The organism is Kosakonia oryziphila (genome assembly GCF_900094795.1).
GTDB classification, from domain to species: domain Bacteria; phylum Pseudomonadota; class Gammaproteobacteria; order Enterobacterales; family Enterobacteriaceae; genus Kosakonia; species Kosakonia oryziphila.
Genome location: NZ_FMBC01000008.1, coordinates 86,959 through 99,068 on the forward strand (window position 1 = coordinate 86,959; position 12,110 = coordinate 99,068).

General features: G+C 54.4%; 13 protein-coding genes. 6 read left to right on the top strand and 7 right to left on the bottom strand.

What is annotated here, in order from left to right; translation table 11 throughout:
* Nucleotides 1-87: 87 nt before the first annotated feature.
* Together GA0061070_RS24670 and GA0061070_RS05760 are read left to right on the top strand one after the other, a co-directional pair.
* A complete protein-coding gene (locus tag GA0061070_RS24670) occupies nucleotides 88-186 on the top strand; it encodes a YoaK family small membrane protein (RefSeq protein ID WP_035889721.1) in 99 nt (32 codons plus the stop codon).
* Nucleotides 187-337: 151 nt separating this feature from the next.
* Nucleotides 338-1,270 (top strand): nucleoside recognition domain-containing protein, encoded by a 933-nt coding sequence (locus GA0061070_RS05760; RefSeq protein WP_090134430.1) that lies wholly within the window; start codon nucleotides 338-340, stop codon nucleotides 1,268-1,270.
* A gap of 46 nt (nucleotides 1,271-1,316) precedes the next feature.
* Here GA0061070_RS05760 and GA0061070_RS05765 read toward each other — a convergent pair whose 3' ends face one another.
* Nucleotides 1,317-1,607 carry a YciI family protein gene (locus tag GA0061070_RS05765; RefSeq protein WP_090134432.1) on the bottom strand — a complete coding sequence of 97 codons (291 nt, stop codon included), beginning with the start codon at nucleotides 1,605-1,607 and terminating at the stop codon, nucleotides 1,317-1,319.
* Nucleotides 1,608-1,735: 128 nt separating this feature from the next.
* Here GA0061070_RS05765 and GA0061070_RS05770 point away from each other — a divergent pair, with 128 nt between their 5' ends.
* Nucleotides 1,736-2,602, top strand: a complete 867-nt coding sequence (locus GA0061070_RS05770; RefSeq protein WP_090134433.1) for a LysR family transcriptional regulator — start codon at nucleotides 1,736-1,738, stop codon at nucleotides 2,600-2,602.
* Nucleotides 2,603-2,670: 68 nt separating this feature from the next.
* On the opposite strand, the gene GA0061070_RS05775 is transcribed toward GA0061070_RS05770, so the two are convergent.
* Genes GA0061070_RS05775 through GA0061070_RS05795 form a run of 5 tightly spaced genes read right to left on the bottom strand, consistent with a single transcriptional unit; the run spans nucleotide 2,671 to nucleotide 7,960 of the window.
* Nucleotides 2,671-4,185, bottom strand: a complete 1,515-nt coding sequence (locus GA0061070_RS05775; RefSeq protein WP_090134435.1) for an ABC transporter substrate-binding protein — start codon at nucleotides 4,183-4,185, stop codon at nucleotides 2,671-2,673.
* Nucleotides 4,166-5,203 (bottom strand): ABC transporter ATP-binding protein, encoded by a 1,038-nt coding sequence (locus GA0061070_RS05780; RefSeq protein ID WP_090134437.1) that lies wholly within the window; start codon nucleotides 5,201-5,203, stop codon nucleotides 4,166-4,168. The genes GA0061070_RS05775 and GA0061070_RS05780 overlap by 20 nt, the downstream gene beginning before the upstream one ends.
* On the bottom strand, nucleotides 5,200-6,183 hold the full coding sequence (locus tag GA0061070_RS05785; protein ID WP_090134439.1) for an ABC transporter ATP-binding protein: 984 nt from the start codon (nucleotides 6,181-6,183) through the stop codon (nucleotides 5,200-5,202). The genes GA0061070_RS05780 and GA0061070_RS05785 overlap by 4 nt, the downstream gene beginning before the upstream one ends.
* Nucleotides 6,180-7,025, bottom strand: a complete 846-nt coding sequence (locus GA0061070_RS05790; protein WP_090134441.1) for an ABC transporter permease — start codon at nucleotides 7,023-7,025, stop codon at nucleotides 6,180-6,182. The genes GA0061070_RS05785 and GA0061070_RS05790 overlap by 4 nt, the downstream gene beginning before the upstream one ends.
* A complete protein-coding gene (locus GA0061070_RS05795) occupies nucleotides 7,022-7,960 on the bottom strand; it encodes an ABC transporter permease (RefSeq protein WP_090118591.1) in 939 nt (312 codons plus the stop codon). Before GA0061070_RS05795 ends, GA0061070_RS05790 begins: the two co-directional genes overlap by 4 nt.
* Nucleotides 7,961-8,228: 268 nt before the next feature.
* On the opposite strand from GA0061070_RS05795, the gene GA0061070_RS05800 reads away from it, so the two are divergent.
* The gene (locus GA0061070_RS05800) at nucleotides 8,229-8,981 is read left to right on the top strand and encodes a helix-turn-helix transcriptional regulator (RefSeq protein ID WP_090134443.1); all 753 of its coding nucleotides are present in this window, start codon (nucleotides 8,229-8,231) and stop codon (nucleotides 8,979-8,981) included.
* An 84-nt stretch (nucleotides 8,982-9,065) separates the two neighbouring features.
* Nucleotides 9,066-9,959 carry a proline iminopeptidase-family hydrolase gene (locus GA0061070_RS05805; protein WP_090134444.1) on the top strand — a complete coding sequence of 298 codons (894 nt, stop codon included), beginning with the start codon at nucleotides 9,066-9,068 and terminating at the stop codon, nucleotides 9,957-9,959.
* A gap of 94 nt (nucleotides 9,960-10,053) precedes the next feature.
* Here the strand turns inward: GA0061070_RS05805 and GA0061070_RS05810 are convergent, their stop codons facing one another.
* A complete protein-coding gene (locus GA0061070_RS05810) occupies nucleotides 10,054-10,614 on the bottom strand; it encodes a helix-turn-helix transcriptional regulator (RefSeq protein ID WP_090134446.1) in 561 nt (186 codons plus the stop codon).
* 771 nt (nucleotides 10,615-11,385) lie between these two features.
* Between GA0061070_RS05810 and GA0061070_RS05815 the strand changes: the two genes are divergently transcribed.
* Nucleotides 11,386-12,087 (top strand): oligogalacturonate-specific porin KdgM family protein, encoded by a 702-nt coding sequence (locus GA0061070_RS05815; protein ID WP_090134448.1) that lies wholly within the window; start codon nucleotides 11,386-11,388, stop codon nucleotides 12,085-12,087.
* The last annotated feature ends 23 nt before the right edge of the window (nucleotides 12,088-12,110 follow it).

A 12,110-nucleotide genomic window follows, 5' to 3' on the forward strand; every position in this document is an offset into this window, starting at 1 on the left:
TTTGTGCGAGCACTGCCCAGGGCCAAAATGGCAAATAAAATAGCCTAATGGGCCAGGCTCCAGGCTTTTGACAACGTAAGAGGGTATATGAGAATTGGTATTGCCTTTCCGGTGCTGGTTTTTATTGTAGCAGTCGCTTTCCTTGCCTGGTTTATCCTCGGCGGCTACGCCAACCCAGGTTCCTGACGTCTTTCCCCGCACTCTGATTTATGTACACAGCGCATTCGCGAAAGCTGTATACGCTTACAGAAAATAAGTAAAACCAATGGAATGAATGAGCCTACCGTTCCGCCAGCGGGTGTAAACTACCGGGCAAGTACGTTTACCGGAGTGGTTCATGAATATCATTGAAATCATCATGTCGGCGGGCAAGGTTTCCGTGGATGTTGCACTGTATACCTTGCTGCCGATCATGGTGGTGATGCTCATCATAATGAAGTATCTGGAGGAAAAAGGGGTTCTGGATGGTATTGTTCGTCTCACCTCCCCGGTATTAAAGCCTTTTGGCATCAGCGGAATGGGGATTTTCGCCCTGATTCAGCTTAATTTCGTCAGTTTTGCCGCACCGCTCGCCGCGCTGGCTATTATGGAGCGCCGCGGAACCTCCGACCGACATCTTGCCGCCACACTCGCTATGTTGTTTGCCATGGGTCAAGCGAATGTATTTTACCCTCTTACTCCGTTCGGCCTGCACTGGGGCATAGCGATTGTGATTTCGCTGATTGGCGGTCTTGCCGCTTCAACGCTGACCTGGTACGTCACAGGACGCAGGCTCTCTGCCGACAGCTTGCACAATGAAGAGGGCGAACTGAATAAAGATAAGCCTCGCGCCGGGCTGATTTCGGTGATTAACGGCGCTGGCGCAGATGCGATTCGCCTGTCGCTGGGGTCGTTGCCGATGCTGCTGTTATCGCTGACGGTGGTGGGCTTACTGAAAGCGGCAGGCGTGGTGGAGGCGCTGACCTCGCTGTTAACGCCCATGCTGGCGTTCTTCCATATTTCCACGGTATATGTGCTGCTGGCGCTGACCAAATGCCTGGCGGGCGGTACGGCCTATTTTGGCGTGGCCTCAGAGATGGTGCAGCACGGACAACTGACGGCACAGCAGATCAACGCCTCGGCGGGCTTCCTGGTGCAAACCCTCGATTTACCGGGGATCGGGATTTTTCTCGGCATCGCCAGCCGCTTTGTTCGCCTGTTCCGCTTTGTACTACCCGGCGCGATTGTCGGCATTCTGATCCGCACGCTGTTACATGTGATGGTGTTTTAACGCGGAAAAAGCGCAAGGGCACGATTTGTGCCCTGGTTGGTCTGCGCTATTTTCCCAGTGCGGCGGCCATTCCGGCGCTGCATTTCATTGGCTCGAATTCAACAATCTCATAATCGGCCACACCCTCACGGTAAAAAGGATCTTCTTGCAGTAGTGCATCCAGTGCCGTGCGGGCCAGCGCGCGGGTTAAAATCACGCCACCGCTGCGCGGGTTTGTTGGCCCGGCAGCCAGAAAATAGTCCTCTTTAAAGCACGCGTCGAGATACATGCGATGCGCCTCAACGAAGCGATCAACCTCGCTTAACGGTTTTTTATATTTCAGCGTTACGATAAACATGCGCAAACTCCTCTCTATGAATAGTGAATTATCAACACGTTACGGTGCAGTATTCATAAGGGTTATATTGCGGTTAAATATCCGTTCAGGCTATTGCCATTTTTAACCCAGTTGAGACCGGATTTGTTGTGGACATCAAACTGCTGCGATCGTTTACCGTTGTTGCCCGGCTTGAACATATCGGCCAGGCGGCTGAAAGGCTAAATATCTCATCATCCCCGCTGAGCCGACAAATTCAGATGCTGGAAGATGAATTAGGCGTCATGCTGTTTCATCGCGACAAAAAACGCCTCCATCTGACCAGCGAAGGGGAAAAATTTCTCGATGAAGTGGGGTCTTTTCTCCAGCACTACGATCGGCTGAAAGATCACGCCAGACATCTGGGTCAGGCCAACGTCGGACGCATTGATATCGGCTATGTCGAAGCGGCCATTCACTCACGCCTGCTGCCCGATGCGCTGGCAAAATTAGCGCTACCGCCAGATATCGATATCAAGCTGCATTCGATGCGTTCAAAACAGCAGCTTGAGCAACTACAGGCGCGGTTAATTGATGTGGCATTCCTCTACACGCCGCCGCCGTCAAGCGACGCACAGTTTTGCCAGAAAATCGTCCTTACCGAGCCGGTGCTGCTGGCAATGCCGAAAGAGATAGCTCTCCCCTCGCCCACGCCCGCGCAGCTTGAGTACTATCCCTGGATAGCCGAGCAGGAAAACCTGAACCCGGCAGCGCGCGCGCAATTACTTCACGCTTGTCAGGAAAAAGGTTTCACCCCGCGCATCAGCCTGGAAGTTTCTGGCCCGCTGGCCGCGCTCTCTTGTGTCGAAGCGGGGCTGGGATTCACCTTTATTCAGCAAAGCCTGGCGCGCATTGCGTCAGAGAAAGTGGCATTAGTTGCTCTGCCATGGCTACCGCTGGCGATCGCACTACACCTGGTATGGAGAAAAAACGAAACAAAGCCGCTGGTGCGGCGTCTCCTCGCGGCTTTCGATTAGCGCCGTTCACCGGGCTGGTTGGATTCACTCCCCCAGGCCCGGTAAACGTAGCGCCATCAGACACCAGGTTATTTCTTCACCGTATCTTCGAGAAAGAAACGACCGAGCGGGTTCTGGTAGAAACCTTCAATATTTTTCCGGCTCACATTGCGATACGGGCTGTAGTAGAGATCGATCCAGTTCACATCGGCTTTGGCCATTTTTTGCAGATCGATATACATCTGTTCGCGTTTTTTCGCATCCATTTCCACGCGAGCCGCAGCGACCAGCGCTTTCACCTTGTCATTCTTATAACGCGTCATGTAGTTCATGTTGGTATCGTGGCCCAGCACGAAGGTGGTTTTCTGATCCGGGTCGAGAATATCGTTGGTCCAGTACATCACTGAAATATCGTATTCGCCCGCCACCAGCATATCCCAGCTCTGGCTGGGATCGACTTTTTGCAAATTCACCTTCACACCCGCTTTCGCCAGTTGCTGTTGCAGCAGAATGGCGATCTGCTCATCCACTTCATCTCCGGCGTTAACCACATAATTCAGCGTTAAATCGGAGGCGCCAGCGTCTTTCAGCATCTGTTTGGCTTTTTCCGGATCGTAGGCGCGGCGCAGGTTATCGCTGTAGTGATACAGCGCACCAGCCGGGATATAAGAGTTAGCCACCTGGCCGTAGCCAAAGGTCACGGTTTTCACGATCGCATCTTTATCGATGGCGAAGTCCAGCGCCTGGCGTACTTCCACTTTGCCGAGCGCGCCGTGCGAGTGGTTGATCAGCAGGTGATCTTCACGGGTTGACGGATCCAGTTCCACCTTCAGATTGTTGTCTTTTTGCAGTGATGCAATACGCGAGAACGGCACCGTCAGCGCAGCATCCAGCTCGCCAGCCTGCACTTTCAGCATGCGGGTGTTGTCATCGGGAATGGTCAGCCAGTCTACTTCGTCGAGGCTGACGTTCTTCGCCTGCCAGAAGTTCGGGTTCTTCACCAGCACGATTTTCTCGCCACGTACCCACTCTTTCACGCTAAACGCGCCGGAACCGACCGGTTTTTCGGCAAACGTCTCTGCCCCTTCTGCCTCCAGCGCTTTTTGCGAGATCACCGACGCATTCGGCAATGCCAGTTGTGACAGAAACGGCGCTGACGGCGATTTCAACGTGACGACCAGCGTGCGCGCATCCGGCGCTTCAGCTTTGTCGATAATGCGGTACGAATCGCGCCATAATGATCCGGCATCGTCACGAATACGCAGCAGGCTGAATGCAGCATCGCTGGCGCTCACCGGCGTGCCATCGGAGAATTTGGTGTCGCGAATTTTAAAGGTATAAACCTTGCCGTCCGGCGAAATGCTCCAGCTTTCTGCCACGCCCGGCTCCAGTTTGGTGCCGGTTTTATCCACCCGCACTAGCGGATCAAAGACGTTGGAAAACACCCAGTTGTCGGCGTTTTGCGCCGATTTGATCGGGTCGAACGTGGTGCTGTCTTCGCGACGGCCAATGGTTAATACACCTGCCGCCTGCGCCATTTCGCTGACCACACTGAGCGCCAGAAAAACGCTGGCCGCCAACAACTTAACATGCCTGTGCTTCATCAAAAGATCTCCTGCTCAAAGGAAAAACAGTCTCATCGCCTGTGTGGGTCAACACACAGGAATATGCGTGATCGGCAATCTGCCGGGTTGGAGGTAACGCGCCGGTGCGACACTGCACCTGCGCATAGGGGCAGCGCGGATGAAAAGCGCAACCCTGTGGAATGGATAACGGGCTGGGCGGTTCGCCGCCGAGCGGATCCGCAGGCAGCGGTTTATCAGGATCGATTTCCGGGATCGCCGCCACCAGCGCTGCGGTATAGGGGTGACGCGGCTGGGTGAACACCTCTTCGGACGGGCCTTCTTCGACAATGCGTCCGAGGTACATCACCGCCACGCGATCGCACAGGCGGCGCACAATCGCCAGATCATGCGCGATAAACAAAATCGCCAGCCCCATCTTTTCGCGCAGTTCCATCAGCAGGTTAACGATCTGCCCCTGAATAGAGACATCCAGCGCCGCCACGCACTCATCGGCCACAATCAACCGTGGTTCGATCGCCAGCACGCGGGCAATCCCGGCACGCTGGCACTGCCCGCCGCTAAGCTGACCGGGTCGGGACTTTGCCTGCTCCGGGCGCAACCCGACTAATGTCAGCAGTTCAGCCACTCGCGCATTCACGCCGCTGCGTGGCACTTTCTGATGCACGCGCAGCACTTCCGCAATGCTGTCACCTATGGTCTGGCGAGGATTAAGCGAGGCGAAAGGATCCTGGAAAATCATCGCCGTTTGCAGGCGCAACCGCGCCACGTCGCTCTTCAGCCCATGAGTAATACGGTGTCCATCGAAGCGAACCTCGCCCGCCGTCATCCGCTCAAGCTGCAATAACGCACGCCCCAGCGTGCTTTTGCCGCTGCCGGATTCGCCCACCAGACCGAGGGTTTCCCCGGCGTGAATTTTCAGTGTGACGTCGTTAACTGCGTGCACCATCCGCCCGGCACCCGGCAGGCCACCGGAAACCAGAAAGGTCACGCTGACGTTATCCGCCTCTAACAAGGGCCAGTTTGCTGATGTCGTCATGCTCCCTCCCGCTGGCTGAGTGGTTGTAATGCGTGATGGCAAGCCGCCGCATGCGCCAGCGTGTCGCGCCCTTGCCGCAGTACAGGCTGTTGCTGACAAGCGGCGCTGGCATACTGGCAGCGGGGATGAAAGCGGCAACCGGCCGGGAAGTTATCCGCCACTGGCGGCTGGCCGCTGATGGTCACCAGACGCCCCTGCCCGCCTTCGCTGGCTGGCTGGCAATCAATTAATCCACGGGTGTAGGGATGCAGTGGTTGCGCCAGCACATCGCGCTTACCACCCACTTCGCACAGCCGCCCGCCGTACATGACCGCGATGCGATCGCAGGTTTGCGCCACCACGCCGAGATCATGGGTGATCATGATCACCGCCAGCCCCAGTTGCTGCCGCAAATCGCTGAGCAGACGCAGGATCTGCATCTGCACGGTGACATCCAGCGCAGTGGTGGGCTCGTCGGCAATCAGCAGCGACGGCTCCGGAGCCAGCGCCACAGCGATCATCGCGCGCTGACGCATGCCGCCGGAAAATTCATGCGGATAGTTATGAATGCGGTTTTGCGGATCGGGAATACCGACCTGGCGCAGCAGTTCTTTGGCATCTTCCCGTGCCTGTGCGCGGCTGGCACCGAAATGACGACGGCGGCTTTCGGCAATTTGCTCTCCAATGGTCATCACCGGGTTGAGGTGGCTGGCCGGGTTCTGAAAAATCATCCCCATTTCGCGCCCGCGCACCGCCGACATTTGCGCTTCGCTTAACGACAATAAGTCGCGACCGCCCAACCGCACTTCGCCGCCAGTAATAGCCAGCCCCTGGCCGGGCAACAGACGCATCAATGCCCGACAGGTCACGGTTTTCCCGGAACCGCTCTCGCCAACCAGGCCGAGCATCTCTCCGGCATTCAACGTAAATGAGACTTTATCCACCAGCGCGATATCCGGCTCGCGGGTAATGGTCAGCTCTGAGACAGTCAGCAGTGTCATATGCGCGCTCCCAGTTTATCGCCGAGGCCATCGGCCAGCAGGCTGAAGCCCATCGCCAGCAGCACAATCGCCAGCCCCGGAAAGGTGGTTATCCACCACGCGGTGGTGATAAAGCTCTGTCCTTCAGCCACCATCACGCCCCACTCCGCCGTGGGTGGCTGCACGCCCAGCCCGAGGTAGCTGACCGCCGCGCCGTTTAGCAGTACCAGCACGCAGTCAGACATAGAGAACACCAACGCGCCGGTGATGGCGTTCGGCAACAGATGGCGGAACAGAATGCGCCCATGGCCATAGCCAAGGCTGCGCGCCGCAACAATGAAATCCCGCTGTTTTAGCGTCAGCACCTGCGCCCGTACCAGCCGGGCGTAAGAGACCCAGCCGACCATCGCCATTGCAATGTAGAAACTGCCCAGACCCGGCCCAAGGATGGCGATAATCGCCAGCATCAGTACCAGAAAAGGAAACGCCAGTACGATGTCGATCAGCCGCATAATGGCCGCATCCACCACGCCGCCGAGATAACCGGACAGCGCACCGAGCGTAGTGCCCAGAAAAAACGGGAAGATAACCCCCAGCAGGCAGATTTGCAGATCCACCCGTGCGCCCCACAGCACGCGTGAGAAGATATCGCGGCCAAAGTTATCGGTACCGAACAGGTGCGCGCCGCCGGGGGAAAGCAGGCTCGACGTTGCATCCTGCGTAATGGGATCAAACGGCGCCAGCCACGGAGCAAACAGGGCGATAAACAACCACAGACCGACAATCACTACCCCGGCGCGCAACGCGTGCTGGCGTGGGATCGCCCGGCGGCGTAACCCGGAAATCACGCTGAGAGCACTCATAATTTCACCCTCGGATCCAGCGCTACGGTCAATACATCGGCCAGCAGATTGACGGCCACGGTCGCCAGCGCAAACACCATCACCACGCCCTGCACCACCATGTAGTCGCGGCTAAAAATCGCTTTCACCAGTAACTGGCCCAGCCCCGGAATAGCGAACACGCTCTCAATCACTACCGTGCTGCCAATCAGCCAGCCAATATTCACCGCCAGCAGGTTTAGCGTCGGCACCAGTGAGTTGGGCAACACATGACGCCAGAAGATACGGTTTTCGCGCTGGCCCCGAGCCCTGGCTGCCACCACATAATCGCTGCTCATCTCCATCAGCAGGCTGGCGCGCAGGTTGCGGATCAATACCGCCGCCAGTGCCAGCGCTACCGTCAGGCACGGCAGCACCATATGGTGCAGTTGGTCGGCAAAATCGCTGCCGTAACCGGAGACCGGGAACCAACCGAGCACCACACTAAAAATGATGATCATCATGATGCCGAGCCAGAATGCCGGAAACCCTAACCCGGCGGTGGTGAACAGACGGATCAGTTGATCCGCCGCCCGCCCGCGCTGTCGCGCCGCCAGCGAAGCCAGCGGAACCGTCAGGATCACCGCCAGCAGCACGCTGCCCAGTACCAGCCACAATGTTGGTTCGAGCCGTGAGTTAATCAGCTTCAGGGTATCGACGCGGTAGACAATCGATTTGCCCAGTTCCCCCTGCAATAAATTGCGCAGGAAATAGCCGTACTGCACCCATAACGGTTCATCGAGACCAAACTGCGCACGGATACGCGCCAGCGCCTCTGGCGTACTGCGTACACCGAGCAGAATACGCGCCGGATCGCCGGGGATCGCCCGTACCATCGCGAAGGTGATAATGCTGATCCCAAGCAGTACAGGCAGCAGTTGTAAGGGTCGAAATAACAGAAAACGGTAACGATGCATCAGCGAACTCCCATGGTGCATACGGTGGTGAAGAGTTAAAAAATCGCTCCGCCGTAGTGCAACCCTGCGTCATAAATTTGCGCCCGGTCAGCCTTAGCGGGCGTTTTCTTTACGCTAACGACATCATTCAGGGCTGGGTAGTTAGCAAAAATACTAGTTTTACCCTTCCCGCAGGACGGCACCGGAATTGCATGCTTTGGCGAAGCCACGGGGAAATTGCACAAACCGTGCCCGTGGCATGGCACCGTTTACTCTGAGGGAGTTCATTATGCGCATTAATATCGAAAGCCCTGGTGCAACCAACGCTACCAGGCTCGAAGAGGCTTTTGCTGGGCTGTTTGCCCGGACGCAGGCGTTGGGTTTTGATGCGGTGATTTACGACTACACGCCAGTACCGCGTTCGCTGGAAGGCTCGCTGATTACGCCATCGTTGCTGGAGATGCGCAATGTGCCGGATGATATGCGCCGGCTGTGGTGCGAGCGAGGCTACTATCAGGTTGATCCGGTTCAGCATTTTGCGCTGGAGAGTTGCTCGCCGTTCGTCTGGTCTTATCAACGCCCGGATCGCAGTGCATTGCAGGGGCGACTGGGTGAAAATGCGCAAGAAGTGACGCACTATATGCGCGATAACAATATGCCCTGCGGCGCCACCGTGCCGCTGCATCTGCCGAATGGCGGTTTTGTCACGCTGACCGGAATTGTGACCGACCAGCGGGAAGAGCGGGATATAAGCGAAACGCTGGCACAACTGACCTTTCTGGCGCACCGTTTTCAGGAGTCGGCGTTTCCGTTGTTTGATGCCTCAATGCTTACCTGCCGACATGTCAAACTGAGCAACCGCGAGCGCGAATGTCTGGCGTGGTCCGCTGAAGGGCTGACGGCGAAAGAGATTGCCCGCAAGCTACACCGCTCGGTCGCCACTGTCACGCTGCATCTCAACACGGCGGCGAAAAAGCTCGGCGCGACCAACCGCGTGCAGGCTGTTGTCCGGGCGCTGCATTACCGTTTGCTTGACAGTTAAGAACTAGCATTTTTGCTAGTGTTCAGCGCAAGCAGTGACGTTCTAACCTGAAAGCCAGTTCACTTAACAGGGTAAACGTCACTCATGTACACCATTCGAGAAGGCTATGTCCCCTTCCGGGGATATCAGACCTGGTTTCGCATCTGCGGCGATCTGCACAGCGGTCAGACGCCGTTGGTGGTCGCGCACGGCGGCCCCGGCTGCACTCACGATTATGTTGATGCATTCAAAGATATCGCCGAAACCGGGCGCGCAGTGATCCACTATGATCAACTGGGTAACGGACGTTCCACCCATCTGCCGGAGAAAAGCCCTGATTTCTGGCAACCTTCACTGTTTCTCGACGAATTGAATCATCTGCTTCAGGCACTCGAGATTGCCGACAACTACGCGCTGCTTGGGCAATCCTGGGGCGGAATGCTGGCGGCAGAACACGCGGTCACCCAACCGCAAGGGTTGAAAGCAATAATTATCGCCAACTCACCGGCATCAATGGCGCTGTGGCTGGAAGGCGCGGCGAAACTGCGCGCTCAGCTTCCGCCGGAGGTGCAGCAGACGCTGCTGGCACACGAAGCGGCGGGCACGCTGGACAGCGCTGAATACAAAGCGGCCAGCCAAGTATTTTACCAGCGCCATGTATGCCGTCTCTCCCCCTGGCCGCCAGAAGTGCAGCGTACCTTTGATGCAATGGATGCCGATCCGACTGTATATCACGCGATGAACGGCCCGACGGAATTCCACGTTATCGGCAGCATGAAAGAATGGACGATTATCGACCGTTTGCCGCAGGTGCGTGTACCGACATTACTGATTTCCGGGCGCTATGACGAAGCCACGCCAGAAGTGGTGCAGCCGTTTATGGACCATATTACCGGGGCGCAATGGGTGATTTTCGAATCCTCCAGCCATATGCCCCATGTTGAAGAGCGGTCGTTGTGCATGCAGACCGTTAGTGATTTTTTGGCGAAAACCTGTTGATACTCCTCCCACACCAGGTGGATTGTGTTTGTTGTTTTTAAGCGCCGGCCAGGCGCTTTTTTTCTGTCGGCCTGCGGACCAGCAACGCTGCACATTAACGGCACATTGCGGGCTCCCCCCCGCTGCGCATTGCTGAATAGAGCGAACAGAGCGCTTGCAAGCTTTTGGTGCCGGTACGCTTCATCAGGCTGTTGCGCTGCACGCTGACAGTGGTCGGGCTGACGCCGCGTATCCGCGCGATATCCTCCACCGAATGCCCGCGCAGCAGCAAACGCATAATTTGCTGCTCGGCGCTGGTGAACTTAAAAGCGCCGTGAATATAGGCAGGCTGCTGGTTTTGCTGACAAAGCAGGATCATCACTTCCAGCGCCTGGCGCAGCTCGTGCACGTGGACATTTTCTGCGAGGCAGAGTTTCACCAGCCCAGGGAAAAGTAGCGTCAGTGAATCGAAATGGCGTTCAGATGAGATGAAAATAGAGTAATGCGGCGGCGGTCTGGAGAAAAACAGTGAATACATTTCCACGAGACCCATTCCTGCGGTCACATATATTACGGTGCCATCGCTGCGAAAACGGCTGCCTTTTTCCTTGCACAGTTGCCTGAATATTTTCTCAATACCGTAGATGAAAAGGCAATCCTTTCCATAGATTGTCATAGCGGCTCCAGAGGATCATTTTTATATTTTCCGCTCCGTTAGCGGAGGCATTTTTTTCTGAGTGTTAGGGATGTATTAAGGCAGATCAAGCCTGGTTTACTGTCTTGTTTAGCTTTTGTTTAGTTTGTTGATGACTCCAGTCTGGTTCTGCATTTCGTTCTCTCCCTGCTATGCGCAATGTATTGCATTTTTCGTCCAACGTTCACAATTTATTCCAGGAATAAATTTATTCACTTATTTATTTACGACCGTCAACCAACACTATTCCCCTTTCTTTTTTGTCTTACCTGTAAAACTTATGTCATTGTTTATAATAAAATTATTGCAAATAGGATTATCTTTAACACCATCACTTGAATAATTTTTCATCTCTATTTAAATGTTCGATCTCAGTCTCAAAACATAATTTCAATTTGTGTAAAAGTGCGTTTCACATTTATAGATGGGATGTGAAAGCAACAAAATTAAGGCATCTCACTAACCCTAAAAATTTGGTTGATAACGTATTCTGTGTGGTGAATCCCCCTAAGCGGCGGGGTCATGCTGATATGAGGTTATCCTCAATTATGTTTCATTTTTATGGACGAACTGGAAAGATCGGCTTCCAGTTCACCGGGAGGCACCCGGCACCACACACCACATTTATTATGCTTGCTGATTACACCAATTTTTATCAGAAGGGTTATGTCACATTCCCTCTGAATTAAACTTATCTGCAATTTTTTTGCGGAGAATCTTCTGTACCTTTGGATTAAAATAATAGGGGATATTATGTTGCGCACGTTGTTATTAACTACCATACCGTTGTTCAGTATTGCGGCTCATGCAGTGACTTTTGATTATCGTCATGAAACAAATGATAGTGGAGGTAATAACCACAAAGATCGTTTATTAATGTCGCACCGCTTTGCAAATGGTTTTGGTTTATCGCTGGAAGGGAAATGGAAAGGCTCACAAAATAAAGACAAGGCATATCACGAAACCGTCAGTAATGGTACGGAAGTGATCGCCAGTTATGTTTATAAAATTAATCCAACCTTCCAGATTGAACCGGGTTTTTCACTGGACAGTAGTTCAACCTCGAACAACTATCGCCCGTATTTGCGCGGCAAGGTCAACTTCTCCAGCGATGTCGGAGCTACACTGCGTTACCGCCCTTACTTCAAGCGCAACTCCAACAACATCGGCACCAAAAAAGACACCAGTGAAAACGGCTACAACCTAACGGCGGTCATTTCGTGGAAACTGTTTAATGATTATCAGCTCGATTACGAACTGGATTATAAACACGCAACGTCTGCTGGCGTACTGATTGCTGATAATGAAAATTACGAATGGACGCATGATGTGAAATTAACCTACAAATTTGATAAAAACTGGTCGCCGTATGTTGCGATTGGTAATGTATCCGGCAGTAAATATACCAACGAACGTCAAACTCGTTATCGCGTCGGTGTGAAATATAATTTCTGATAATACGGATATAAATAAGGGTT